Source organism: Mesorhizobium sp. ANAO-SY3R2 (genome assembly GCF_042466635.1).
Lineage (GTDB): Bacteria > Pseudomonadota > Alphaproteobacteria > Rhizobiales > Rhizobiaceae > Aminobacter.
This window is the reverse complement of sequence record NZ_CP159955.1, coordinates 189,416-215,140: the sequence shown is the minus strand read 5'-3', so window position 1 is coordinate 215,140 and position 25,725 is coordinate 189,416. Positions and strand designations below refer to the sequence as shown.

25 protein-coding genes and 1 tRNA gene are annotated in these 25,725 nt (G+C 63.2%); 11 read left to right on the top strand and 15 right to left on the bottom strand.

All coding sequences use genetic code 11. The annotated features are described in order from the left end of the window. Positions 1-122 precede the first annotated feature (122 nt). From ABSY17_RS05810 to ABSY17_RS05800, 3 genes are all read left to right on the top strand, one after another. Positions 123-1,085 (top strand): sensor histidine kinase, encoded by a 963-nt coding sequence (locus tag ABSY17_RS05810; protein ID WP_378947865.1) that lies wholly within the window; start codon positions 123-125, stop codon positions 1,083-1,085. A gap of 122 nt (positions 1,086-1,207) precedes the next feature. Further along, complete coding sequence (locus tag ABSY17_RS05805; RefSeq protein WP_378947862.1) at positions 1,208-1,546, top strand: hypothetical protein; 339 nt, start codon at positions 1,208-1,210, stop codon at positions 1,544-1,546. A gap of 102 nt (positions 1,547-1,648) precedes the next feature. Further along, the gene (locus ABSY17_RS05800; RefSeq protein WP_378947859.1) at positions 1,649-1,894 is read left to right on the top strand and encodes a YMGG-like glycine zipper-containing protein; all 246 of its coding nucleotides are present in this window, start codon (positions 1,649-1,651) and stop codon (positions 1,892-1,894) included. 62 nt (positions 1,895-1,956) lie between these two features. Here ABSY17_RS05800 and ABSY17_RS05795 read toward each other — a convergent pair whose 3' ends face one another. The 4 genes from ABSY17_RS05795 to xylF all read right to left on the bottom strand — a co-directional run bounded on the left by ABSY17_RS05795 (position 1,957) and on the right by xylF (position 7,001). Further along, positions 1,957-3,564: a CHASE domain-containing protein gene (locus ABSY17_RS05795; RefSeq protein ID WP_378947856.1), complete on the bottom strand. Its 1,608-nt coding sequence runs from the start codon at positions 3,562-3,564 to the stop codon at positions 1,957-1,959. 123 nt (positions 3,565-3,687) lie between these two features. Beyond that, on the bottom strand, positions 3,688-4,476 hold the full coding sequence (locus ABSY17_RS05790; protein ID WP_378947853.1) for an ATP-binding cassette domain-containing protein: 789 nt from the start codon (positions 4,474-4,476) through the stop codon (positions 3,688-3,690). A 20-nt stretch (positions 4,477-4,496) separates the two neighbouring features. Further along, positions 4,497-5,813 (bottom strand): sugar ABC transporter permease, encoded by a 1,317-nt coding sequence (locus tag ABSY17_RS05785; RefSeq protein WP_378947850.1) that lies wholly within the window; start codon positions 5,811-5,813, stop codon positions 4,497-4,499. A 147-nt stretch (positions 5,814-5,960) separates the two neighbouring features. Further along, on the bottom strand, positions 5,961-7,001 hold the full coding sequence (gene xylF / locus ABSY17_RS05780) for a D-xylose ABC transporter substrate-binding protein (protein ID WP_378947847.1): 1,041 nt from the start codon (positions 6,999-7,001) through the stop codon (positions 5,961-5,963). Positions 7,002-7,346: 345 nt separating this feature from the next. Here xylF and ABSY17_RS05775 point away from each other — a divergent pair, with 345 nt between their 5' ends. Next, positions 7,347-8,588: an ROK family protein gene (locus ABSY17_RS05775; protein ID WP_378947845.1), complete on the top strand. Its 1,242-nt coding sequence runs from the start codon at positions 7,347-7,349 to the stop codon at positions 8,586-8,588. On the opposite strand, the gene phoB is transcribed toward ABSY17_RS05775, so the two are convergent. From phoB to ABSY17_RS05735, 8 genes are all read right to left on the bottom strand, one after another. After that, positions 8,585-9,274 (bottom strand): phosphate regulon transcriptional regulator PhoB, encoded by a 690-nt coding sequence (gene phoB / locus ABSY17_RS05770; RefSeq protein ID WP_378947842.1) that lies wholly within the window; start codon positions 9,272-9,274, stop codon positions 8,585-8,587. The genes ABSY17_RS05775 and phoB overlap by 4 nt on opposite strands. 100 nt (positions 9,275-9,374) lie before the next feature. Beyond that, positions 9,375-10,082, bottom strand: coding sequence for a phosphate signaling complex protein PhoU (gene phoU / locus ABSY17_RS05765; protein ID WP_378947839.1), 708 nt, complete (start codon positions 10,080-10,082; stop codon positions 9,375-9,377). A 40-nt stretch (positions 10,083-10,122) separates the two neighbouring features. Further along, positions 10,123-10,944, bottom strand: coding sequence for a phosphate ABC transporter ATP-binding protein PstB (gene pstB / locus ABSY17_RS05760; protein WP_378947836.1), 822 nt, complete (start codon positions 10,942-10,944; stop codon positions 10,123-10,125). Between the two features lie 23 nt (positions 10,945-10,967). Then, the gene (gene pstA, locus ABSY17_RS05755; protein ID WP_378947833.1) at positions 10,968-12,284 is read right to left on the bottom strand and encodes a phosphate ABC transporter permease PstA; all 1,317 of its coding nucleotides are present in this window, start codon (positions 12,282-12,284) and stop codon (positions 10,968-10,970) included. Beyond that, a complete protein-coding gene (gene pstC / locus ABSY17_RS05750) occupies positions 12,281-13,747 on the bottom strand; it encodes a phosphate ABC transporter permease subunit PstC (RefSeq protein WP_378947830.1) in 1,467 nt (488 codons plus the stop codon). The genes pstA and pstC overlap by 4 nt, the downstream gene beginning before the upstream one ends. A 98-nt stretch (positions 13,748-13,845) precedes the next feature. Next, positions 13,846-14,883 (bottom strand): PstS family phosphate ABC transporter substrate-binding protein, encoded by a 1,038-nt coding sequence (locus tag ABSY17_RS05745; RefSeq protein ID WP_378947828.1) that lies wholly within the window; start codon positions 14,881-14,883, stop codon positions 13,846-13,848. A gap of 267 nt (positions 14,884-15,150) precedes the next feature. Beyond that, positions 15,151-18,480 (bottom strand): response regulator, encoded by a 3,330-nt coding sequence (locus tag ABSY17_RS05740; RefSeq protein ID WP_378947825.1) that lies wholly within the window; start codon positions 18,478-18,480, stop codon positions 15,151-15,153. A gap of 115 nt (positions 18,481-18,595) precedes the next feature. Beyond that, a complete protein-coding gene (locus ABSY17_RS05735) occupies positions 18,596-18,952 on the bottom strand; it encodes a putative quinol monooxygenase (RefSeq protein ID WP_378952447.1) in 357 nt (118 codons plus the stop codon). A gap of 683 nt (positions 18,953-19,635) precedes the next feature. On the opposite strand from ABSY17_RS05735, the gene ABSY17_RS05730 reads away from it, so the two are divergent. Both ABSY17_RS05730 and ABSY17_RS05725 read left to right on the top strand, forming a co-directional pair. After that, a complete protein-coding gene (locus ABSY17_RS05730; RefSeq protein WP_378947822.1) occupies positions 19,636-19,866 on the top strand; it encodes a hypothetical protein in 231 nt (76 codons plus the stop codon). A 191-nt stretch (positions 19,867-20,057) separates the two neighbouring features. Beyond that, positions 20,058-20,564, top strand: a complete 507-nt coding sequence (locus ABSY17_RS05725) for a hypothetical protein (protein ID WP_378947820.1) — start codon at positions 20,058-20,060, stop codon at positions 20,562-20,564. A gap of 87 nt (positions 20,565-20,651) precedes the next feature. On the opposite strand, the gene ABSY17_RS05720 is transcribed toward ABSY17_RS05725, so the two are convergent. The 3 genes from ABSY17_RS05720 to ABSY17_RS05710 form a co-directional block, all read right to left on the bottom strand. Beyond that, on the bottom strand, positions 20,652-20,783 hold the full coding sequence (locus ABSY17_RS05720; protein WP_378947817.1) for a hypothetical protein: 132 nt from the start codon (positions 20,781-20,783) through the stop codon (positions 20,652-20,654). 105 nt (positions 20,784-20,888) lie between these two features. Beyond that, a complete protein-coding gene (locus ABSY17_RS05715) occupies positions 20,889-21,245 on the bottom strand; it encodes a hypothetical protein (protein ID WP_378947815.1) in 357 nt (118 codons plus the stop codon). A gap of 197 nt (positions 21,246-21,442) precedes the next feature. Further along, positions 21,443-21,522, bottom strand: a tRNA-Glu gene (locus tag ABSY17_RS05710). Positions 21,523-21,652: 130 nt separating this feature from the next. On the opposite strand from ABSY17_RS05710, the gene ABSY17_RS05705 reads away from it, so the two are divergent. The 5 genes from ABSY17_RS05705 (at position 21,653) to ABSY17_RS05685 (ending at position 25,720) form a co-directional block, all read left to right on the top strand. Beyond that, positions 21,653-22,990, top strand: a complete 1,338-nt coding sequence (locus tag ABSY17_RS05705; protein ID WP_378947812.1) for a tyrosine-type recombinase/integrase — start codon at positions 21,653-21,655, stop codon at positions 22,988-22,990. A 196-nt stretch (positions 22,991-23,186) separates the two neighbouring features. Beyond that, complete coding sequence (locus tag ABSY17_RS05700; protein ID WP_378947809.1) at positions 23,187-24,197, top strand: hypothetical protein; 1,011 nt, start codon at positions 23,187-23,189, stop codon at positions 24,195-24,197. A gap of 142 nt (positions 24,198-24,339) precedes the next feature. Next, entirely contained in the window at positions 24,340-24,522 is a 183-nt protein-coding gene (locus ABSY17_RS05695; RefSeq protein ID WP_378947806.1) for a helix-turn-helix domain-containing protein, read from the top strand. A 212-nt stretch (positions 24,523-24,734) separates the two neighbouring features. Beyond that, on the top strand, positions 24,735-25,028 hold the full coding sequence (locus ABSY17_RS05690) for a hypothetical protein (RefSeq protein ID WP_378947803.1): 294 nt from the start codon (positions 24,735-24,737) through the stop codon (positions 25,026-25,028). Then, entirely contained in the window at positions 25,028-25,720 is a 693-nt protein-coding gene (locus ABSY17_RS05685; protein WP_378947800.1) for a hypothetical protein, read from the top strand. Before ABSY17_RS05690 ends, ABSY17_RS05685 begins: the two co-directional genes overlap by 1 nt. Positions 25,721-25,725: the final 5 nt, after the last annotated feature.

The window sequence follows — 25,725 nt, the reverse complement described above, 5'->3', positions numbered from 1 at the left end:
GCTGTCCGGTCGCATTGAAGCTAGACGCAACGGCTCCCGGCCGCTGAACAGTGAATGGAGCGAAGGCAGGCTCACGACAAATGGTCCACCCTCACCCCTCCCCCATGGGACAAAGTTCGCGGGTGGACGCTGCACTCTTCCATGCATCGCGCAACGCCGGCATTGCCGTGCTTTACCAGGATCGCAAGCTGCGCACGATCTGGTCGCACAACCTCCAACCTCCCTGGGCCGATCATGTCGACACCAAGACCGGCAACAGCAAGGTGCTGCCGCCGCAGCAGGCCGACCGTCTCGCGGCAGCCAAGAAGAATGTCATTGCCACCGGCATCTCCGGCGGCCTTGAAATCAGCATTGCCGACGGCCCCCACGGGATGCGCTGGTTCGAAGTTTGGATCGACGCCGATACGTCCGAACAGGGCGAGGTCCAGGGCGTCGTCGTCACGGTCATCGAAACCACCGAGCAAAGGCGCCGCGAGCAGACGCTGAAGGCGCTCCTGCGCGAGGTGAGCCACCGTTCCAAGAACCTGCTTGCCATCATCCAGAGCATCGCCAGCCAGACCGGGCATTATTCGGGATCGATCGACGGCTTCCTGGTGAGCTTTCGCGGACGGCTGCAGTCCATCGCCGCCTCGCAGGACCTGATCACCTCGTCGGACTGGCGCGGCGCGGATTTCCGCGAACTGGTGATCAACCAGGTTGGCCGCTACACATTGGACAGCGTGCATGCGATCCGCTTCTCGGGCGAGGATGCCTATCTCAATCCCAACGCGGCGCTGCATGTCGGCCTCGCCATGCATGAGCTTGCCGTCAACTCCATAAGCTACGGCGCGCTTTCGCGCCCCGAGGGCCATGTCGATGTCACCTTGCAGGCTGGCGGACCGGCAGACGCGGCGCACATGACCTTGTGCTGGACCGAGACCATTTCACCGGTCAATGACAAGGCGATCCGCAAGAAGCGGTTCGGCAGCGTGGCGCTTGAACGCGTCGTGCCTGCCGCGCTTGATGGCAGCGCCGAACTCAACATCGGAGACGACATGCTGCAATATCGCCTGGTTATGCCGAGAGCCAACTTCCAGCAGGGTTAGGGTCAGGACCAATCAATCCGCATCAACGAAGTCCTTCGCGTCGACATCTTTTTTGATCGCCAGCCGTCACTGCGAAGGGAACCTTGTGCGCGCGACATCGTTGCGGGGCGGAGGTGTCCGCCATGGAACACATTGCTGCCCTTCTGCTGGTCGTTTCCTGCACCCAAAACCTGTCCGACTGCCGCGAAGTTGCCCCGCCAACGGCGCTCTTCGAGGTATTCGAGGGTTGCCAGTCGGCAATGCCGGAGGCCTTGCGCAGCCTCTCGCCGCAGCATCCACACCTGTTTGCCAAATGCCTGGAAGTGGACCCCGCCCTGGAGGACGACTATGACCAATTGACCTGGCATGTCCTGCCCAATGGTACACTCGAGGCGAAACTTTCAGTCTCCAACGTCATGACTGCATCCGGCACCGCCACCGACGAACGCAGACTTGCCATCGATCCGGCGGCAATGAAGTAGGCTCACAACGGAAATGGAGCGCGACGAAATTTGATTCCGGAATTCGAGCCGATGCGTTATGTGTCGGCGCGGGGACGATATTGAAGTGAGAGGATCTATCACATGAAGAAAGTCATCCTGGCTGTCGCAGCCGTCCTTGCGATTTCCGGCTGCACAACCACTGAGCGCGACGTGGCGACAGGTGCTGGCGTTGGCGCGGTCGCGGGCGCCATCGTAGGCGGCGGCAGGGGCGCGGTCATCGGCACGGCTGTGGGCGCTGCATCCGGCCTGCTGGTGCGCAACCTGCGCAACGGTTACTGCGAGTATCGCAACAGCCGCGGCCAGCTCTATACCGCTCGCTGCCGCTAAGGCCCGGCTATCGGAACCCGGCGCGCGATAATCGGCGCCGGGTTCTTCTCTGCCCATAGCCTTCAGCTGCGATAGGGTATGTCGATCTCGACCCGCAGCCCGTTGTAGCCGAAATGCCGTTCGATCCGGCCTCCGAGCTCGCGCTTGATGTTCATGTCGATCAGCCTGGTGCCAAATCCTATGTCCTTAGGGGCGGAGACGGCCCTGCCGTTGCGCTCGGCCCAGTTGAGCAGCAGCCGTGTCTCCCTGCCTTGCCGCTTCAGCGCCCAATCGACCTTCAGCACATGCACGGAGTTGGCCGCCTCGCCATATTTCAGCGCATTAGTCGCCAATTCATGAAAGGTCAGGCCAAGCGCCTGTGTCGTCGTTTCATCGAGCTCGACCGCTGGGCCTTTCATCATGCCTTCCGGCAGTTCCTTGCCGAAAACCTGTGCCAATTCTATGCGCAACAACTCGCTGAGGTCGGCCTTTTGCCAGCGCGAGCGCGTCAGCATGTCCTGGGAGGCGGCCATCGCCTGGAGCCGAGCCGCAAAGGATGACGAGAACTCGTCGACGTCCTTTGACCGCGCCGCCGTCTGCCGTGCAATGGCGAGAACACGGGCGATCGAATTCTTGATGCGATGCTTCATCTCCTGAAGCATCAGGTCCTTTTCCAGCAGGCTCTTTGCAGTCGATTCGTGAAGTTTGGCCACCGCCTCGTAGGCGCGCTGCTGGTAGCGCGCCACGAGCGCAATGGCGCCGGCCAGCACAAGGCCGAACAGGCCCAGCAGCAGCGGCGCTGCCTGCGGCGACGGCGGCACGAAGGCGGTGCTCGGGCGAAAGTTGACCGTCCACTTTCGCCCCGCGACAATGGTCTCGCGCGTGACGGAAAAATCCTCGCCAAATCGGGGAGCAGGCGGAGCTTCCGAGCGGAACAGCAAGGTGTCGTCACCTCTCGTACCGTCAAACACTTCGACTGAAACCGGCAGCAGCGGTGCCTTGCCGAGCGCGGCCTGGAACAATTCAGCCGTGCGGAAAGCAAAATAGAGAAAGCCCGCCGGGGCCGAACCTTGTCCAGGCCGATGGTCAACTCGCGAAAAGACCAGCACGCCCGGCTGCGGTGCCTGGCCCTCGGCGGCCGGCCCAAGCAACAGGCGGCCGGTTGCCCGCGGCTCGCCTTTTGCCGCCATCGCCTGCTCGATGGCGACGCGCCGAGGTGGATCGGTCGCCATGTCGAAGCCGAGGGCGTCGAGCCCCGTCTGGCTCATCGGCTCGACCAGCACGAGCGGGGCACGCCAGTGATTTTGCGTATCGGGAAATGGCTTCCGGTCGATGCCGTAGCCGTCCTTCAGCTCGCGAGCGATCCCGTCTTCGTTGTCGCTGCCGACGAATCTGAGAAAGCCGATGCTGCTCAGCCCCGGAAAATTCTTGGTCACGCCGAGCGAGTTGAAGAAGTTGCCAAACTGCTCGCGCGAGACCTGGCCCTGCTGGGCCGTGAACATGGCCTGGGTCGCCCGCATCAAGGCCAGGTCGAACTCGATCCCGTTCTCGATCCGCCCAAGCGCGTCATCGGCGACCGACTGGAACTTGATGCGCGCGGCTTCAATAGTCGCGAGATAGACGAGCCCAGCCATAGTCAGGCTGACCAGCGTTACCGCCGCGAATATCAGGCTTGGGATGTGTTTTCTCAAACTGACCGGCTCTTGTCTCCCTCTGGGCCATTAAAGCACGATCCCGAAAAGTAGAAACCGCTTTTAGCGGCGACATACGCAAGTCATCGCCTTGCGCGAGATCCATCCGGTGTTGCCGGGACTTCAGGCGGCATTCTGCATCGCCCCCGGCCCCGGCGCTGCGCCAAGTGGACACTTGCCGAGGATGATCATGCCAAGCACCTCGTCCTTGGTCACGTCCTGGGTCCGCGCGGTGCCGACTACCTGGCCGTTTTTCATCACGCAGACACGGTCGGCAAGGTCGAACACGTCATGGATGTCGTGGCTGATCAGGAAGATGCCGATGCCTTCGGCCTTGAGTTGCTTGACCAGTTCGCCGACCTGCGCCGTCTCCTGCGGCCCAAGCGCGGCGGTCGGCTCATCCATGATCAGGATGCGCGCGTTGAACAGGATGGCGCGGGCGATCGCCACCGACTGGCGCTGGCCACCGGACAGCTTGCTGACCGGATCCTTGAACCGCTGGAAGCGCGGATTGAGCCGGCCCATCACCTTGCGCGCCTCCGCCTCCATGGCGACGTCGTCGAGCGTGCCATAGGCCGTCATGATCTCGCGGCCGAGGAAGAGATTGGCCGCGGCGTCGACATTGTCGGCCAGCGCAAGCGTCTGGTAGATCGTCTCGATGCCGTATTTCTTGGCGTCGCGCGGATTGGCGATCTGCGCCTCCTCGCCATTGACGAAAATGGTGCCACTGTCGCGCTTGTAGGCGCCCGACAGGATCTTGATCAGCGTCGACTTGCCGGCACCGTTGTGGCCGAGCAGGGCAACGACTTCGCCCGGGAAAAGGTCGATCGATGCATCGTCGACCGCACGGATGCCGCCGAAGGCGATCGAGATATTCTGGAGGTCGACAAGGGGAATGCGGGGTTTTTCCATGATCCTGGCTCCCGAAATCGTTAAACGCGCTTGCGATAGAGCGTGTCGAGCCAGACGGCCACGACCAGCACCATGCCGACGACGATGTTTTGCAGCGGCGTATCGAGGCCGAGCAGCACCATGCCCGATTGCAGCGACTGCATCAAAAGCGCGCCCAGCATCGCACCCGCCACCGTGCCCGAGCCGCCGGCCAGCGACGTGCCGCCGATGACGGCGGCCGCGATCACCAGCAGTTCATCCAGCGTGCCCATGACGTTGGTCGAGGCGTTCTGGCGTGCCGACGAAATCGCCGCGCTGACGGCAGTGAGCAGCCCCATGATCATGAAAATCTTCATTGTCACCCAGCGGGTGTTGATGCCGGCGAGTTCAGCCGCCTCCGGGTTGCCGCCGATGGCGAAGACGTAGCGGCCGAAACGGGTGCGGGTGGTGACGAAGGTCATGATCACGCCGATGGCGACCGCCATCAGCACCGGTATGGCGATACCGTGGGCGATGAACAGGCCGCCTTCAGGGAGAGCGATTCCGTTGGCCTCGGCATATTTGCGCACGATGCCGATCGGCCAGGGGTAAGAATTGGCGATCCAGACCGCGCCGATGATCGCGCCGCAGGTGACGACGCCGAGGAACACCTCGGCCCAGACCGGGCGCAGCGGAAACTTGAAGCGCTTGCGCTGTCGGCGGCCATTCATGAGCATCAGCACGACCGCAATGCAGGCGACCGCGGCAATGATCCAGCTCCAGGTCGCACCTATCGAGCCGGCCGGGCCACCGCCCATCAGCTGGAAGGTCGGGTCGAGCGGCGCGACCGTGCGCCCCGAGGTCACCCACCAGGCAGCACCGCGCCAGACAAGCAGTCCGCCCAGCGTGACGATGAAGGCCGGGATGGCGAGATAGGCAATGAGAAAACCCTGGAGGGCGCCGATGACGAGGCCGATCGCGAGGCCGACCGCCAGCGCAATGACCCAAATCCAGGGATCGCCGAGCGGCATGCCGATGACGCGCGGCAGGAACTCTGCCTGGGTGACGCCCATCACCATGCCGATGAAGCCCTGCACCGAACCGACCGACAGGTCGATATTGCGGGTGACGATCACCAGCACCATGCCCGTCGCCATGATGGCCACGGAGGCCGACTGGACCGACAGGTTCCAAAGGTTGCGCGGCGTCAGGAACAGGCCGCCGGAGAGGATGTGCAGCCCGACCCAGATCAGCAGCAGCGCACCGATCATGCCGAGCATGCGGGTGTCGATTTCCGTGTCCCTGAGGAAGCGTCCGACGAGATTGAGCTCAGTCGTTCGCGCACGGTCAGCGGGCGCGTTGGAAGTCGTGTCTGTCATCGTTACCTCCCGACCGGCTGGCCGTCTTGGCAGCAACCGGTGCGCGCATGATAGGAGCAATCCGCTCAGTCATGAAGCGGGCGCTTTTTCCGACAACGCCGCGGCCCTCAAAGGGCCGCGGCGTTGAATCGGTCGGGACCGAAAGTCCTAGTTGCAGGCAGCGACGGAACCCGCCGCAACGCCCTGGCAGACCACGTCCTTGCCAACCCAGCCGGCGTCGATGACGACGTTGAGGTTGTCCTTGGTGATCGGAACCGGGGTGAGGAAGACGGAATTCAATTCGAGGCCACCAGGCGTCTTGAACTTGGTGACGTTGGCGATCTCTTCCATCTTCTTGCCGTCGGCCAGCTGCGAGGCGATTTCGGCTGCGTTCTTGCCGAGTTCGCGCGCATCCTTCCACACCGACACGGTCTGGGTGCCGAGCGCGATGCGGTTCAGCGCGGCATGGTCGCCGTCCTGGCCCGACACCGGCACCGAGCCGGCAAGACCCTGCGCCTGGAGAGCAGCGATGGCACCGCCAGCGGTGCCGTCGTTGGATGCCACCACCGCATCGACCTTGTTGTCGTTGGCGGTCAGGAACTGCTCCATGTTCTTCTGGGCGTTGGCCGGCAGCCAGCCATCGGTATAGGCCTCGCCGACATTCTTGATCTTGCCGGCGTCGATGGCGCCTTTCAGCACTTCCATCTGGCCGGCGAACAGGAAGTCGGCATTCGGGTCGGCGCCATTGCCCTTGATGAAGACGTAGTTGCCTTCCGGCTTGGCAGCAAGGACGCCGCGGGCCTGCATGCGGCCGACTTCCTTGTTGTCGAAGGTGAGGTAGAAGGCATCCTTGTTCTCGATCAGACGGTCGTAGCCGACGACCGGAATGCCTTCCGAGACCGCCTTGTCGACGGCCGGGCCGATGGCCGACGCATCCTGCGCCAGGATGATCAGCGCATTGGCGCCCTGCGAGATCAGGCTCTCGACGTCGGTGAGCTGCTTGGCCGGAGACGACTGCGCGTCAGCCGAGATGTACTTGTCGCCGGCGGCCTCGATGGCGGCCTTCATGGCGGCCTCGTCGGTCTTCCAACGTTCTTCCTGGAAATTGGACCAGGACACGCCAACGACCTTGTCCTTCGCCTCGGCCACTGCCGCAAGCGACAGAGTCATGGCGACGCCCGCCAGAATGGCGGTGGTAAACTTCTTCATGATTTCCTCCCTGCGCCCCTTGGGCGCACTGCTTCTGCGGTAGCCCTTGGAGAAGCCCATTTTTTCGAGCCTCGAAAAAATAGTGACTCAACGTCCAGCCGCTGTCAACACGCTTTCGTCAGCCCGTTTTCGTTTTTTCGGGAGTCGAAATAAATGGAGACAAGGTTCGGCGTCTCTGGCACAATTAACCGTGCATGAGCCCGAAAATAGGTCGATTTTTGGCAAGGATCATGCACACAACTAATATTCTACAGTGCCTCTGCTGGTCCGGGAGGCTGGCGCTGTAGAAGGCGCAAGAGCCTGCCGCAGGATATGGCTGCGCTGCGCCGGGAGGAAGAAGAACACATGTCGGTCGGCATACGCCATGACGATCTGAGGCGGCGCAACCGCGCCATGGTCATCTCGGCGGTCCGCCGCGCGAGCCAGCCGTCGCGCACCGAGATCGCCGCCGCCACCGGCCTCAGCCATTCCACGATTTCGACCATCTCCTCCGACCTCATCGCCGAGGGCATCCTCGCCGAGGCCAAGAGCGGCGAGCCGGCATCGATGAAGCGGGGTCGACCGCAGGTGGCGCTGGCGCTCGACCCGAAGGCCGCGGCCATCGTCGCCGTCGTGCTGTCGCTGAACCATCTCTCCGCAGCCGTCATCGACTATGCCGGCAACACCATCGTCGAGGACAGCGCCAAGCTTTCGACCCAGAAAATGTCGGCCGAGGCGCTGGTCGAGGAGTGCGTCGGCATGGTGCGCCGGCTGGTGCGCCGCGTCGATCCGGCGGAGGGGCGGGTCCTGCGCATCGGGCTGGCCGTCCAGGGCATCACCGATTCCGGCTCACGCAAGCTCCTGTGGTCGCCGATCACGCCGCATGACGACATCCCCTTCGCCGACAGGCTGGAAGAGGAGTTCGGCGTGCCTGTGACGGTCGAGAACGACTGCAACATGATCGCCGAGGCGCTGCGCTGGCGGAATCCCGAACGCTATCGCGACGACTTCATCGCCATCCTGCTGTCGCACGGCATCGGCATGGGGCTCGTTATCAAGGGCGAACTGTTCACCGGCACGCTGTCGTCGGGCGGCGAGTTCGGCCACATGATCCACCGTCCCGATGGCGCGCTGTGCCGCTGCGGCCGGCGCGGCTGCATCGAGGCCTATGCCGGCAACTACGCCATCTGGCGCAATGCCAGGCTGGGCGACGAGAATGCCGAGCCCCTCGCCGACCTCTCCGATGCGGACATCAAGGCCCTCGCCGACGCCGCGCGCGACCATGACGGGCCCGAGCGCCAGGCCTTCCGCAAGGCCGGCGAGGCCATCGGCTTCGGCCTCGGCTCGATGTTCGCCCTGTTCGATCCGGCACCGCTCGCCTTCGTCGGCGTCGGCGCGACCGCCTTCGACCTGATGGAACCGCATCTGCGCGCGGCGCTGGCCAAGACGGCCGGCGGCGTGCATTCCAAGGCGATCTCCTTCGACACCGAGCCGGACGAGGTCCCGCTCATCAAGGAAGGTTGCACCAAGCGCGCCCTGCTCTATGTCGACCAGGAGATCTTCGCGCCCGCAGCGGCTCCGCGCCGCACCGACGTCGCCGAAGCCTAATCCTCGCGGATGGCGTAGCCGGCGCCGCGGATGGTGCGGATGACGTCGGGCATGCGGCCGGTGTTGACCGCCTTGCGCAACCGCCCGACATGCACGTCCACGGTGCGCTCGTCGATATAGATCGTCTCGCCCCAGACATTGTCGAGCAATTGGCCGCGCGAGAACACCCGGCCCGGATGCCGCATCATGAATTCGAGCAGGCGGAATTCGGTCGGCCCGAGCTTGATTTCACTCTTCTTGCGGTAGACCCGGTGCGATTCACGGTCGAGTACGATGTCGCCGACCTTGAGCACCGACGACAGCACCTCAGGCTTGGCCCGGCGCAGCAGCGCCTTGACCCGCGCCATGAACTCCGGCGTCGAGAAGGGCTTGACCAGATAGTCGTCGGCGCCGGTCGACAGCCCGCGCACCCTATCGCTCTCTTCGCCGCGCGCCGTCAGCATGATGATCGGCAGACGTTCCGTCTCGGGCCGCATCCGGAGCCGGCGGCAGAGCTCGATGCCTGATATCGCCGGCACCATCCAGTCGAGTACGAGCAGGTCCGGCACGTTCTCCTGAAGCCGGATTTCGGCCTCGTCGCCACGGGTGACGACTTCGACCTGGTAACCTTCGGACTCGAGATTGTAGCGAAGCAGCACGCCCAGCGGCTCTTCATCCTCGACGACCATGACCTTGGGGGCGATCATCGGCTGTCCTCTTTCTTGGCACATGACCCGGAGCCATGCGCAGCTTCAACGTGCTGCAGCGTCCATTGCACGTCCAGGCGGACGCGCGGCGCTGCCGAATTCAAGCGTTCGGAACCATTGAAGTGGTTTCGTCGACCTTCGGGCGGTTCAACGGCAACTGCGTGCCCGTCACCACGAAATAGGCGTTCTCGGCGATGTTGGTGACATGGTCGCCGATGCGCTCGAGGTTCTTGGCGCAGAACAGCAGATGCGTGCAGGGAGTGATGTTGCGCGGATCCTCCATCATGTAGGTCAGGAGCTCGCGGAACACGGCCGTATATTGGATGTCGATCTTCTGGTCGTCGGCGCGCAGTTCCTTCAGGCCCTCGGCCTGGCGCGCGACATAGAGTTCGACGACGCCGCGCACCTGCGCCATCACCAGTTGCGCCATCGCGTCGATGGAGTGCGAGAATGTCCGCGGCAGCGGCGACTGGCCGACGGCGCCGACGCGCTTGGCGATGTTCTTGGCAAGGTCGCCGATCCGTTCGAGATCGCCGGCCATACGGATGGCGCTGACCACGGTGCGCAGGTCCTGCGCCATCGGCTGGCGCTTAGCGATCAGCGTGATCGCGCTGTTGTCGAGCTCGCGCTGCTTGGCGTCCATGATCGTGTCGTCGGCGACGACGTTCTGCGCCAGCGCCTGGTCGGACGAAAGTAGCGCCCGGATCGAGCCCTCAACCATCGCGCCGGCCAGGTCGCCCATGTCGCGGATGACCTGGTCGACGTGTTTCAATTCTTCGTCGAAGGACCGGACTGTGTGCTCGCCCATGATCGTATCCTCGTCTGCTGCTGTGTCTGGCGGCGATCACTCAGCCGAAGCGGCCGGTGATGTAGTCCTGCGTCCGCTTGTCGTCCGGGTTGGTGAACATCTTGTCGGTCGGGCCCTCCTCGACGAGATAGCCGAGGTGGAACATCGCCGTGCGCTGCGACACGCGCGCCGCCTGCTGCATCGAATGGGTGACGATGACGATGGTGTAGTTCTCGCGCAACTCGTCGATCAGCTCCTCCACCTTGGCGGTGGCGATGGGGTCCAGCGCCGAGCATGGCTCGTCCATCAGGATCACCTCGGGCGAAACGGCAATGGCGCGGGCGATGCACAGGCGCTGCTGCTGGCCGCCCGACAGGCCGGTGCCCGGCTCGTTGAGGCGGTCCTTGGCCTCGTTCCACAGCGCCGCCTTCTGCAGGCTTTTCTCGACGATCTCGTCGAGCTCGGCCTTGTTCTTGGCCAGCCCGTGGATACGCGGACCGTAGGCGACGTTCTCGTAGATCGACTTGGGGAACGGGTTCGGCTTCTGGAACACCATGCCGACGCGGGCGCGCAGTTCCACCACGTCGATCCTGGGATCGTAGATGTCTTCATCGTCGAGCGTGATCATGCCGCCGACGCGGGCGCCATCGATCGTGTCGTTCATGCGGTTGAGGCAGCGCAGGAAGGTCGACTTGCCGCAGCCCGACGGGCCGATCAGCGCCGTCACCTGGTTCTGCCGCACCTGGAGATCGACCCCGAACAGCGCCTGCTTCTCGCCATAGTGCACGGTCACCTTTTCGCCGCGCATCTTGATGATATCGTTCGGTCTGTTCATCTCGGCGTTCACCGCGTCCTCGAGGGTTTTGTCGGTCATGATGTTCATAGCTATGTGCCCCTTGTCCACGCCTACCAGCGCCGCTCGAAACGCCGCCTGAGGACGATGGCGACGATGTTCATGGCCATCAGGAAGACCAGCAGGATGATAATTGCGCCCGACATGCGCTCGACGAAGGCGCGCTCGGCCTCGTTGGCCCACATGTAGATCTGTACAGGCAGCGCGGTTGCCGGATCAAACGGCGTCTTGGGATAGTCCGCGACGAAGGCGACCATGCCGATCAGAAGCAAGGGTGCCGTCTCGCCGAGCGCGCGCGCCAGGCCGATGATCGTGCCGGTCAGGATGCCGGGGGCGGCGAGCGGCAGGATGTGCTGGAACACCATCTGCATCTTGGACGCACCGAGACCCAGCGCTGCCGAGCGGATCGACGGCGGCACCGCGGCAAGGGCCGCACGCGTCGCGATGATGATGGTCGGCAAGGTCATCAGCGTCAGCACCAGGCCGCCGACGACGGAAGCCGAGCGCGGCAGGCCGAGGAAGTTGATGAAGACGGCCAGTCCGAGCAGGCCGAAGACGATCGACGGCACGGCGGCGAGGTTATTGATATTGACCTCGATCAGGTCGGTGAAGCGGCTCTTCTTGGCGAACTCCTCGAGATAGATCGAAGCGGCGACGCCGATCGGCAGCGCCAGCAACAGCACGATCCCCATCATGTAGAACGAACCGATGAGAGCGACGCCGACGCCCGAGGTTTCCGGCCGGCTGGAGGCGCCGAAGCTGAACAGGCCGGTGTTGAAGTGCTCGCTCATGGCGCCTTCGGCCTTGAGCTTGTTCATCCACTCGACCTGCTGGTCGGAGACCTTGCGGCGGCTTTCGGGCACCGAGAGGTCGATCTGGCCCTTGTAGGCGGAGTCGAGATTGGCGGCCGCCAGGATGTCGACTTCCTGTACGGTGCCGATGACCGAGGGATCGGCCATGACGATCGCCCTGAGCTGCACGCGCGAGCCGTCGGACAGGAAACCCTTGAGCTTGCGCACCATGGCCTTGTCGTTCGGGTCGATGCCAAGCTTTTGGATCAGCGCGGTCTCGGCGAGCTTGGGATAGTTCGCCGTGACCAGCACATTCGGATCGGTCGCCCGCTTGTTGTTCGGGTCGATGATCTTTTCGTCGAAGTCGACCTGCAGCGTCACCGTCGTCTGCCAGAAGGCGGTATAGCCCTTGGAGATGATCGAGGTCAGCATGATGGCGAGGAACGTCAGGCCGATCGCGATGGCGAGCACGCCGTAGAGACGGAACCGCCGCTCGGCTGCGTAGCGCTTCTTGAGGCCGATGTCGCGGCGCGGTCGCGCCTGCGCCGTGGTCAGCGTGTCGATCGCAAGTTCGTTCATTCGTACTGCTCCCGGTACTTGCGGACGATGTAGAGCGCGACGATGTTCATCACCAAGGTCAGCGCGAAAAGCGTGATGCCGAGCGCGAAAGCGACGAGCGTCTGCGGCGTGTTGAACTCGAGGTCACCGGTCAGCTGGTTGACGATCTTGACGGTGATGGTCGTCATCGCCTCGAATGGGTTGAGCGTCAGATTGGCCGCGACGCCGGCCGCCAGAACCACGATCATCGTCTCGCCGATGGCGCGCGAGGCGGTGAGCAGGATGGCGCCGACAATGCCAGGCAAGGCGGCGGGCAGGATGACGCGCTTGATCGTCTCGGAGCGCGTGGCCCCCAGGCCGAGCGAGCCGTCGCGCATGGCGCGCGGCACGGCGGTGATGATGTCGTCGGAGAGCGACGAAACGACCGGGATCAGCATCACGCCCATCACCAGGCCGGCGGTCAGGATCGACTGCGCCTGGATGAAGGGCGTTCCGCCAGCAAGGGCAGCACTGATGTCGCGCAGGAATGGCCCCAGCGTGACGAGCGCGAAGATACCGTAGACGATGGTCGGGATGCCGGCGAGCAGTTCCAGCGCCGGCTTGACCACCGCCCGCACCTTGGGCGCGGCGTACTCGGACATGTAAACCGCCGACATCAGGCCGACGGGCACGGCGACCAAAAGAGCGACGAAGGCAATGTAGAGCGTGCCGGCGAGCAGCGGGATCAGGCCGAACTGGCCCTCCGCGCCGCCAGAGCCGGCGGCTGCGAACCGCGGATCCCACACCGTGCCGAAGAAGAAGCTCGTCATCGGCACCTTCTCGAAGAAGGCGATGGTCTGGAACAGCATCGACAGCACGATGCCGATCGTCGTCAGGATGGCGATGGTCGAGGCGCCCAGCAGCCCCCACAGCATCACCTTCTCGACATTGTTGCGGGCGCGAGAGCGCGGGCTGATGCGGCTGAGCCCATAGACGGCGCCCACCAGGGCAAGGCCGATCGACACGATTGCGGCGATCAGATCGAGTCGGTCGGAGACGCGGTTTGCTTCCGCCGCGATCGGGATCATGTAGTCCTTCGTATCGGGCGCAAGAGCCACGCCCTTGGCGGCGAGCTTCGGCTGCAATTCGGCGAAGCTCGAAGGCAGTGCGGCGAGGTCCTTGGCGTCGAGACGGCGCATGCCGCCGGCGAGGCTCTTGACCAGGCCCGCCGCCAGATCTTCATGCGCGACGGTGCCGTCGGCGACATCGGCAGGCAGGGCCGAATGGATATGGCGGTTGAGATAGGCGCTCGCGCCCGTATCCCAGGCGGCGAGGAACAGCACGGCCGGAATGACGGCCGTCAGGAACGCCCACCAGCCATGGTAGTGCGCCCGCGAGTGCGGCTTGACCGTGCCATCGTCCTGCGCGCGCGCCCTCTGCCGGCCGAGCACGAAGGCTGCGAGGCCGATTGCGAGAACGATTGCGAAGACGAGCAGGAATGACATGGGCCGGCCTCGGTGGGTTCAGGTCGAATGCCCGGCAGGATGCCAGGCAGGGTTCCGTGGGGCGCCGGCCTTTCCGGCGCCCCACGGCAGTTCGGTAGTTACATGGTCTTGCCGGTTTCGAAGGCGTCGCGCTGCGCTGCGCGCTCAGCATCGGGAGCAGCAACCAGGCCGTAGTCGGCGAGCGGGCCTTCCGGACCAACCATCTGGTCGTCGAGGAAGAACTCGACATATTCCTTGAGGCCGGGGATCACGCCGAGATGCGCCTTCTTGACGTAGAAGAACAGCGGACGCGAAACCGGATACTCGCCCTTGGCGATGGTCTCGACCGAAGGCGTCACGCCGCCCACGGTGGCGACCTTCAGCTTGTCGGCGTTGTTTTCGTAGAAGGCCAGGCCGAACACGCCGACGCCGGTCTTGTTGCTGTCGATGCGGGCCAGCGTCTCGGAATAGTCGCCGTCGATGTCGACAGCCTTGCCGTCCTTGCGCACCGCCTTGCAGGCGGCTTCGGCGGCCTTGTCGTCGAGGCCCGACGCCTTGCCGGCTTCGACGCCACCAAGCGACTTGCAGCCGGCGATCAGCAGCTTCTCTTCGAAGACCTCACGGGTGCCATGCTTCTCGCCCGGAATGTAGGAGGCGATGTCCCAGTCGGGCAGGCTCGAATTGACCTGGTTCCACTTGGTGTTCGGGTTGTCGACCAGCTTGCCGTCGACGACGATCTTGGCGGCCAGCGCCTTGTAGACGTCTTCCGGCGTCAGCGCCCAGTCCGGACCATTGATGTCGGTGGCGAAGACGATGCCGTCATAGCCGATCTTGACTTCCTGGATGTCCTTGACGCCGGCGTCGACGCAGGACTTGAGCTCGTCCTTCTTCATGGCGCGCGAGGAGTTGGCGATGTCGATGGTGTTTTCGCCGACGCCCTTGCAGAATTCCTTGATGCCGGCGCCCGAACCGCCCGACTCGACGACCGGGGTCTTGAAGTTCGAGAAGGTCTCGCCAAAATGTTCGGCGACGATCTTGGCATAAGGCAGAACGGTCGAAGAACCTGCGACCTGGACCTGATCACGAGCCGAGGCGTAGCCTACCGAGGCGGCAATCGCGAAGGCCGCGGCCGACGCGGTGAGAAGAGCTTTTTTCATTGGGGCCTGCTCCTTTTGGAGTATCTCGTATGACGCCTTTCTTCGGCGCCCGGTGAGCCAATAGCCCCCCTCTATTACAGTTGGATGACAGTTTCATGTCACCCCGGTAACGGTCGCTGTGCATAGCCGCAAAGGGTCTGCGAGGCCGCTGCTTTCCGGCGCGAGGCAAACAACAGAAGGCCCGCGAAAGCAAGCCGCCCGCCTAGCGGGCAACCATAGTTTCGCACGGCTGTCTGTCACATTTCCACAGTATTGGAAGGATTCGGGTTAGCCCGCGCCGCGACGTGCCTCGCCAGTCCACGACCAGCGCTCGATCTTTTCCAGCAGGGCACGCGGGCTGATCGGCTTGGGCAGATAGTCGTCCATGCCCGCTTCGAGACAACGTTCCTTGTCGCCCTTCAGCGCGTGTGCCGTAACCCCGATGATCGGCACGCGGGTGCCGGTGCCGCGCTCGGCTTTGCGGATTTCGCTGGTCGCCTCGAGCCCGTTCATGTCAGGCATCGAGACATCCATCAGGATCATCCGCGGCTGGCGCTCGCCATAGGCGGCGACCGCCTTGCGGCCGTTGGCAACGATCTCGAAGGACAGGTCGGTCTCGGCGAGGATCTGGCTGAACACCATCTGGTTCACCTCATTGTCCTCGGCGACCAGTATGTCCAGCCCCCCCTCGCCCGCTGGACGCTGCCCATTGTGCAGGCGTGTGACGTTGCCGGCATCCTTTACAACAGGGCTAGCCGGCATTTCCGCCTCCGCCGCCTGCGCCGCGGTGAGCTTTGGCGCACGCCGCTTCTGAATCGTAGCCACCAGCGCCTCGAGCAACGCCGACGAACGCGCCGGCTTGATCAGCTGAGCGTCAAGGGCAAGGTCGCCGTGCGACGGCCCCGAAAGCGACTGGTCCACCGAGGTCAGCATGACAACAGGGGTGTCGGCGATACCTGGAGTGCGCCTGAGGATACGCGCCATCTCGGCCCCGGTCATTCCCGGCATCTGGTAGTCGAGGATGACGCAATCGACCTTGACGCCGAGCGCGTCCGCGGCCTTGAGCACCTCAAGCCCCTCCGTGCCGCTGCACGCCGCACAGGAATCGAAGCCCCACGACGTCATCTGCTCGGTCAGGATCGTGCGGTTGACGGCGTTGTCGTCGACGATCAGCACGCGCGCGCCGCTGACATCGACGAGAGCTGCCGGCCGCGTCTCCAGCCTTCCCGCATTAGGCAGCGTCAACGTCACCCAGAAGGTCGACCCCACGCCCTCGGTGCTCTCGACGCCGATCGTGCCGCCCATCAACTCGACGAGGCGCGAGGTGATGGCGAGGCCGAGGCCGGTTCCCTCGTGGCGGCGGGTCGAGGACGCGTCGACCTGGCTGAACTTCTCGAACACCAGCTTGAGCTTGCCTTCGGGGATGCCGATGCCGGTATCGGTGACCTCGAAGCGCAGCTTCGTCACATCGCCTTCGGCCTCGCCGGCCACGTCGATCAGCACATGGCCGGCATCGGTGAACTTGACCGCATTGCCGAGCAGGTTGGTGATGATCTGCCTGATCCGCCCGACATCGCCGACATAGAGATGGCGCAGATCGGCCTGCACCCTCACGATCAGTTCGAGGTCCTTCTCCTTGGCCCTGGTCGACATCAGCGTGGCGACGTCCTCGATCGCCTCCGACAGCTTGAACGGGCTGGGATCGAGTACCAGCTGGCCAGCGTCGATCTTCGAAAAATCGAGGATGTCGTTGATGATCGTCAACAGCGCGTTCCCGGATTTGACGATGATGTCGGTGAAGGTCTTCTGCTTCGGGTTCAGATCCGACTTGGCCAGCAGTTCCGCCATGCCGAGCACGCCGTTCATCGGCGTCCGGATCTCGTGGCTCATGTTGGCCAGGAACTCGGACTTGGCGCGGTCGGCAAGCACGGCCCGGCGCTGCGCCTCTCCCAGTTCCTTCTCGCGCTGCTTGAGTTCGGTGATGTCGGTGGTCGAGCCGATCAGATAATACGAGCCGTCGGAGGCCACCATCGCGCCCTTGCGGGCAAACTGGTGGCGTGTCGAACCGTCGGCTTCCGTTGCGGTTTCCTCGACCTCGATGGTGGCGCCACTGCGCATGACCTCGCGGTCGGTCTCCATGAAAGCTTCGCCTTCGGGGCCGAAGACCTCGGCGTCGGTCTTGCCGATGGCGTCATGCTTGGAATAGCCGGTTAGCTCACACCACCCCTGGTTCACATACATCAGCTTCAGGTCTTCGCGCTTGGCGTAGATCGACACCGGCACGTTGTCGATCAGACTGCGGAACACTTCGTTCTCGCGCATGCTTTCCTGCAATGCGCGCTCGCGCTGCTTGAGCTCGGTGATATCGACCCGCACGCCGACATAGGTTCCGTCGGCCAGCCGTTGGTCATAGACCTGATACCAGCGACCGTCGGGATTGCGCCGCTCGCGCAAGGCCTGCGTAGCATGGTAGCGGGCAGTCATGCCTTCGATCCAGGCTTCTGGGTCGGCGTCGTAGAGCGCATCGAGATCGGCGTCTCCGGTATCCCGATAGTAGCCGGACCGCTGGGCCAGAACGAGGCTGTCCCGGAGCGAACCGCCTTGGGCCAGGACCGGCGCAAGTGCTGGCAGCGCCCCCCTGAGCTTGTCGTTGGCGAACACGAAGCTGTCGTCGCGGTCATAGATGATGACGCCCGCCGGCAACGCCTCCAGCACGGCGGCCAGCCTTCGGCGGGCATCGACGGCTTCGGCCTCGCGGCGCTTCAGTTCGGTCACGTCGAAGATGAAGCCGGCGACGTAGTGCTTGCCGCTGTCGGTCGAAACCCGGTGCTTGCGAATGATCCGCCAGCGCCCGATGCCGGCGACCTCGAAATCCTCCTCGACCTCGTAGCGTTCGCCGGTGCGCAGCACATGCCGCTCGGACTGCTCGAACTGCCGGGCGTCACCTGCGGGATGAAAATCCTCAGCGCGTTTTCCGACCATGAATTCGGGCCGCGTTCCCAAGATCTGGGCGAAGGCCTCGTTGACGATGACGTAGCGCAGCTGGTCGTCCTTGATGAACATCGGGTCGCGGACGCCGTCGATGACGGTTTCCGCCAGCCTGGACCGCTCCAGCGCTTCGGCTGCCTCGTCCTCGCGGCGCTTCATCTCCGAGATGTCGCAATAGCTGACCAGCCGCTTGCCGCCCGAAAGTGCGGTCACCGAGTAGATCAAGGTGTGGCCCTTGACGCGGCCGAATTCGCGCGGCGCCACGTCTCCGCCAAGGATTTCCGCCTCGCGCGAGGCGACGTAGCCAGCCCATTCCGCGTCAGAGATGGCGTACGCGCCATTCGCGCGCTGCAGTTCCATCATGTCCCGAAAGCTGCAGCCAGCCGAAATCTGGTCGGCCTTGATATCATTCCACGTCGCGCAATAGGCCTTGTTGACGAACAGCACCGTGAGGTCGGCATCGACCAGCACGACCCCCATGTTCATGGAGTCAATGGTGCGTTCGAGATCGGCACAGGTAAGGTTGGCCTCGGCGCCAAGCGATGACGCAGCCCTTTCGGCGACATGCCGGCGGCCATCGGCCACGCCCCTGACCGGATCGTTGGCATCCGGCCCCAGATATTTCCGCATCCCGTCCAGCCCTGCGTCAATGGGCAGGCCGTCCCTCCGCAGCCCGCCGCAACGAAGCATGCAGGAGAAGCATTAACGACCCACTAACCTTAATGCGCGGTTGCGCTTCAGGAGCTCAATCGTCGTTGGTGGCGTTGAGTTCCTCTGGCCGCATGCCGCCATTGGGGACCTTCAGGGCAAGCGATGCGGCGAGGATCAGCCGGCGCGATTTGAGCAGCGGTGAAATCGCCGCCTGAACGTCCGGCATGCGCGGACTGCGCTCATGTGCGGCCACCGCCGACAAATCTGCATAGAGTTCGTTGACCATCACCTTGTTGGGGATCGGCGTACCATCGGGCTCGACCGGCTTCACCACCTCGAAACGCAGGCAGCCCGGCTCCTCTTGCAGCGTGGCCCGCGCATGTTCCGAAATCAGCTCGAGGAATTGCGGCTCGGCGCCGTCCAGCGTTTCGAACTCGACGATGATGGTCATTTCAGACACGCGATAAGCCCTCCACTCAGGCCTGGAGCCATGCCGCAGGCTGCCTCGACACGACCTTCGAACCTGCAGCTACGCTAAGTCAAGGCGGGGCGATTGGAAAGGGCGCCGGCAGCGCCGGTGGCGCACCGGCGGGCGGAAATGGCCCGCCGGGCGTTGCCGAAGACGCGCACTCGATACATTGCGCATACGAATGCTGCGGCCCTATCGTGAAAAATTCGTAAAGCTTGGCGGTGTCAGATTCAGCCCTCGCCACCGGCATCAATCGCGTCCTCCGGCACAGGACATACACCGCCTCCACCGCGCCCATACGGCAAGCCTCGCTCTGCCCTTGGTCGGGTTGCCCGCAATCCCGATGCAACCCAGAGTGACTCGACACAGCCAAGGTTGTGGAGCAAGCTTTGCCGAGGCAACGGTAGGGTGGCCTCGTTTTTGTTGTGACAGAGGCCCTTTCAACCCGAAAGACAAGTTCATGCGGGCGCGGGTTCTTATGCAAGACGTGGCAGCATTCGGCGATTTGTCCGGCTGGTCAAAACTTGGCCCGTGCTCTGCCCGGCGAGAGGTATCCCCAATCGGACTTTGACTGGAAGTTTGGCATGCTTGGCTGCTACGCGTGCGGCATCCATCTTTGCGAATTGTGACTGGTCACTAGCAGAGTCACGCCATGGGAGAAGACTATGGAGCACTTGCTTTTCACCCAGCCCAACTCTCCGATTTACCCCAGGGATCTCGCCCTGCTCCAGCGCGTCTTCGACCAGATCTGCGTCGAGCGCGGCGAGGACCCGAGTTCGGTATGGGCGAGCGAGATTGCGAGGACCCTCATTGCCCTTTACCGCTCCGGCGTGCGTGACGAACAGCTGCTGCTGGCAAGCGTGCCCCGGTTCCGGGCAAAGAACGCCGCCGCCTGACCATTGATGGAGGCATCGCTTCGCCTGGTGAATGACGACAAGGAACTCAAAGCCGAAACGATCATGGCACGGACTTGAGGGCTGAAACGACCCGCCGCTTGTCTAGTGCTATGGTCCTGATCGGCAGATGCACAATGCGGCCAAGAGGCATGGTGGCCGTCCGCGTGCATCAATTCAGGGGGAGCAGGGAAATGGGACGGCTTGCCCAGGCGCTTGCCATCAGCCTTGTGGCGCTTGCCGCCTCGCCGATCATGGCGGGCGCAAGTACCTCCGGCCGCTCCTTGCTTGTCGACGCCCGCCAGCATGGCCTCACCACGCTCTACGCCCGATGGCCGGCGATCGCCGCTGACTACGTCACCGCTATGATGCGCTACCGCACGGCGGTCGAGATCGAACGTCTGCCGCCCCGGCTCTATCCCTTTGTCATGTTCGACAGGCCGCCACTCGGCGGACCATGGACCTGGACGGCGGCCAACGGCTCGCATGCGCGCCGCCTGCAAAACGGCCGTCTGCACCTCAGCCTGACCGACCGTCTTGGCAACTGGTTTGCGGAGATTGACTGTCTCGATGCGGGCTGGCCGCTCTTTGTCTGCAACGACGGTATCAAACGTATCGCCGCAGCACCCGCGCCGCAGTTACTCGTCGTCGACGGCGTGGAGTTCTCCCGGTCACTCCCGGCCGGAAAGCTCCCTAGATGAGGAAGTCTGGGGCCTGGTGCATCGGCACCAGCTTGACGCGACCTGAACCCGCCGCCAGGCAACGGGTTCAGGCGCAATTGAGCTGCATCAATGAGTATAGAAATACCCTGCTGCGAGGACTGCGCCGATCATGAGCAGGATCAGAATCCAGCCCTTCGCCGCTTCCTTGCTTCCAGCGAATTCGGCTCCCTTGGGGGGCGTCGTCTGTTTTTCGTTCATTGGATTTTCCCTCTTCGGGCAAGAAGTCTAGCTGCGACGCAAAGGCGCTGCCGGTGGCCATCACCGGTCGTCAGGCGCATATGCGCGGCGTTGATGGAAGTTGCGCTAGACCTGCCGCGGCGGGGCGCGCGCCGAAAAGGCGAGGAAACTCTGCTGCGGTAAACCCGCGTCGTGCGGAATTCGGGAAACCAGGCGGCCGAGTTGCGGCTCGGGCAGCCGCGCCAAGAACCCGAACGTCGCCTTGCCTGCACCGCCCGCCGTCTTGCCGGAGTGCTTGGCCTCGGCGTTGCGCAGGGCAACTTGCGCGGTGTCGTGATTCGACAGGACAAGGACGGGGCTAGCCGCGTCGATACCCGTTTTCTGGCCTTGCCAGTCACCGGTATCGAGATGCTCCGCAATCCCAGCCAGAGGCAGGAGCAGCAGCGCGCATGCCAGGACGAACGCCACCAGACGCGGCAGCATTGCCTCGCGACCGCAAGCTTTCGAAACCTGGATATCTGCGACCTGATGTTGAATGGGCCCGTCCCTCTCTGCCCCCTTGTCGCACTCCAACCCGACGGCTTCAACCGTCGGGTGTCGGGCAGGCCAAGCTAGCCGGACGAAGCGATTGCTGCGCTCTAGACGCTTAGCAAAAATCCAGCAACGTAGAAGAAAAAGCTTGGTACGCCCAAGGGGAATCGAACCCCTGTTTGCGCCGTGAGAGGGCGAAGCCAATATATCAACCACCATGCTATGTCGTCGCCATTGCCCGCCTTTGTTTTTCGTATGTTCTCTGTTAATTCTCTTGTTGGGTTAGCGCTCGTCACCATTGTTCGCCAATGCGCGCGGCTGTATAATTGACGCATATTTGACGATATAGGTCTAAGGCAATGTCCAAGACGCTGCGCGAGGCACCATTGACCACGCCCAACGCCCGCAAGGGATTACCCGAGGGCGTCCATTGGCGTGGCGTCAGTGCTGACGTGCATTTGGGATATCGCAGGGGCAAGCGCGCCGGCCGCTGGCTTGTCCGCTGGCGGCTTCCCGATGGGCGATACAAACAGGATGGTCTTGGGGCTGCGGATGACGGAATTTCAGCCGATGGTGTCGAGACACTCAATTTCGAGCAGGCGAAGACTAAGGCTGCGCGCCACGTCGAGCAGGAACGCCAGAAGCAGCGCGACGCCGGCAAAGAGCCTATCCCAACCGTTCGGCAAGCGATCGAGACATACGCTGCCATCCGGAAAGCCAGGGCGGAAAAGCAGGATGGCGGGCGCCCCGATGACGCGCAAGGCAGGCTCGCCCTTCATGTTCTTTCGCACGCGATAGCGGACCGCCGGCTTGACGTTCTCTCTGACGAGGACTTGAGCGATTGGCGCGAGGGGTTGCCGGGTAAGCTCGCCACCTCCACCGTGCGGCGGATCGTGAATGACTTGAGGGCTGCGCTCAATGGGATTCCGGCCAAGGTCTTGAAGCGCTTGCCGGCCACCTATCTGACAACGGTCAAGCTTGGCCTCAAAGCCGGGGATGCGGAACCGACAGCTGCCCGAGACGGTGCTGCGCTCCCGGACGCCGATGTTCGCCGCATCATCGATGCCGCGAGGGCGATTGACGATACCGAGGAATGGTCAGGCGACTTGTTCCGCCTGGTGGTCGTGCTCGCCGCGACTGGCGCGCGCTTCTCTCAGGTTCGCAGACTCCAGGTTGGGGACGTGCAGCCCGAGCAATCGCGCCTTATGGTCCCCACTTCCCGAAAGGGGCGCGGCCAGAAGCGCGCAACGCATATCGGTATGCGGGTTGGGGCGGATGTCATCGAAGCTCTGAGGCCAGCCATTGCGGGGCGGCGGCCTGCCGATCCGCTGCTTGAGCGCTGGCGTCATCGACAGGAAAGTCAGGGGCGAGGAGAGCCAGCGACATGGGTTCCCGATAGCCGCGCCGCTTGGAAATCATCTGCCGAACTTACACGGCCCTGGGCGGCCATCGTCGAGCGCGCTGGCCTGCCCACGGATACCGTGCCTTATGCGCTGCGCCATTCGTCTATTGTTCGGGGCTTGCGGGCTGCGCTTCCTGTGCGGCTGGTGGCGCAGCTTCACGACACTTCCGACAAGATGATTGAGCGGCACTATGCGTCGGCCATCGTCAATGCGCTGGACGACCTGACCGCCGCCGCCGTGGTACCCCTTGTAGACGCCGAACGCGGGAAGGTTGTGAAGCTGCGAGGGGCATAATCGAACTCGCTGGGATAGGACGGCCATCCGATAAGCCGGGGCAGCACCTCCCGGTTTCCCAGCGGGCCCATTTGGGTGCATCGCGCGAGGTGCAGCGTTGGCATATTCTTGGTCCCAAGACCGACAGCGGATAGAGCTTCAAAAGCTCTGGTCGACCCCGGAGAAATGGCCGTTTGATGCGCCCAGGCATGTTTTTATGGCCCGCGCTGTTGATCTGCTAGGACGCGGACAAGCAGATTGGCCTGCGGAAGCCAAAGACATTCGAGCATCCCCCCATTTTGACGGGGTCGCGGCGCAGATCCGCGAGCACTGTGCGTTTGGCAGGCTGGTAGCCTATTTGCAGCATAGTGACGGGCGTTTTGAGGCCATGCCGGCTGAAGCGTGGAATACCCACGCTTATCAGGGATGGTTCAGTAATTTCTTTCGCGCTCCAGCGAATGTCATCCCACGGCGATGGCATCCTCTCGCCGATATACCGGAGTGGTGGCTTTTCGTGGGGCGTGCCGAATTGGAAGCTTTGGCTACGCCACCAGCAAGCTATTCCGGGCCGGAAAGTAACGCTGCGTCGGACTCGGCACCGAGCATCTACCATGTACACATTGAAGATATTCGGGGGCTCCCATTCCTGTTTCTCGGGCAGGCCATTGAGTGGATCGGGGCGCGGGGCGAACCAATTGAGGACGCGGACTTGGCGGCCAAGTGGGACGCGGATGAACGGGAACTATTCGACTGCCTCGATGCTACTGCCCAAGATGTGCAGGGCTATCCTGCCAACGGCCCGTGCATTTATGAAAGCCTGCCATCTGGCATTTGGGCCAGGATGAATAGGGGGGGCACCAATGACCCAGCTTTCTCACCCGTCGATGACGGCGAGGAACGCGAGGACGGCGGAAGCGTATATGTGGGCGACCTGCGGTGGGACGGGGTGAGGTTGCCGACAGCTTTTGTCTTCGCGCATTGGCCGGCAAATACCGCTCCCGAGTCTGCATTGGAAGGAGAGAGCCCAACCAGTAGGCAGTCAAAGCGCAGTCCACAGCAAGAAAAGGCGAGGAGGGCACTTTTGGAGCTATTTCCTCCGGACGGTCAACCACCGCTTGGGCAGTATTCTGATGGAGAGGTGGTCAAGATAGTACAAGACTCCTTCCCTAAGGGCTCGCCATATCCCAGTCGCGAAAGCATCCTTAGAGCCTGCGGTCGGCGCAAATAGCGCCGCTAGAGGCTGGGCATTTTGGGCATATTGGGCATTTTGGGCATGCCCTAGATGCAAAGTGACCATCCAGCCCTTCGCGTCCACCTTCACTCACGTTCACCGCACCCACTGGTGAACGATGGTGAAAGGAGAACGGCGCATGACAGCGATTTCGCTGACTATCAAAGACGCCTCGGCGGCCAGCGGCCTCGGGCCAACGAAGCTCTACCAGCTTATCAAGGAAAGGAAGATTGAGGCCCGCAAGGAGGGCCGGCGCACGCTCATCATGGCCGACAGCCTGCGCAAGCACATCGAGGGCCTGCCGCCCGTGTCGGAGGTGTAGCCAATGCATCTCCATAACGAAACCGCCGCCCCGAAGGGCTCAATCTTCGGGAACGGCGGGCCGGTAGTCTCTAAAGCTGTAGCGGCTCAGAACTACCTCACCCCCAGCATCAGTGCAACGGAAATCGCCGCCGCGAGGCTGGCGAAACGGTTCGGCTTGAGCCTCGCGCTCTCCCGTACCGTTTGCGAACTTTCCGGCATAGGAGGTCGAGCATGAGCGAGAAACTGCGCGTTATCGCCAAGATTGAACCTGATGGCAGCACCCTTGAAGTGGTCGGTCGTGACGCATGGGCGCTGAAGAACCTGATCGGCGCCGGCAAGCGGGGCTGCACCCCGATCGACCATCCCGGCCCGCGCTGGAGCCACTACGTTTGGAAGCTTCGCGGAATGGGGCTCGTCATAGAAACCGTCCACGAGGACCACGGCGGCCCCTTTGCCGGAACCCACGCGCGTTATGTCCTGCATTCCGTCGTGACGATCCGTCAGGAAATCGGGAGGGCGGCGTAATGAAGTCTATCGGCCAACTCCCTACCCCCTATGGCGTCTCTGTCCCGGTCTACTTTGACCGGGACAGGAGCCCTGTCGAAGACGATTGCTACTTCCACGACATTGACGGCTGCATGACGCTGGCGGGTGTTCATGGCACCGAGAACCGCGGCCGCTGCGCGGCCGAAATCAGGGCCAACATGGGTCGCGGCGGCATCGACTTCGGAATCTTCTTGAAGCACGGCGGGCGCAAGGCGCTCTATTTGCTCTTGGAGAATCCAGTAGCGCCAGTCTATCCGCGCCTCCCTCATGATATGGACATCGACATCCCGATTGAGAACTGGGTGACGCTGGCCATGGACTGTTCCAGGTGGGACAAGCGCGCTGATGTGATGCTCGAAATCATTGCCAGCAACTTGGACCATTCAGCAACTTGGGACCTGCCGCTGGAGCTCCATGCTTTGGCGCTGTCGCAGATGCTCACGGCATCCCTTGAGCACTTGGTAGAGACCGAAATCGATTGTCTCGAAGCAGCGGCCATGTATGCGTTGACGCTCCACTATTCGGAGTGGTCGAAGGTGGGCGTCGAGTGGTTGGCTTCGCTCAGGTCGACCTGGTTTGCCGACTGGCGGGATACCCGTCCCAGCTATAAGCGGTTCGCAAAGCTGATGCGCGTCATCAACCCAGATCTGCCCGGCTGGATTGCGGGGTAGATCAT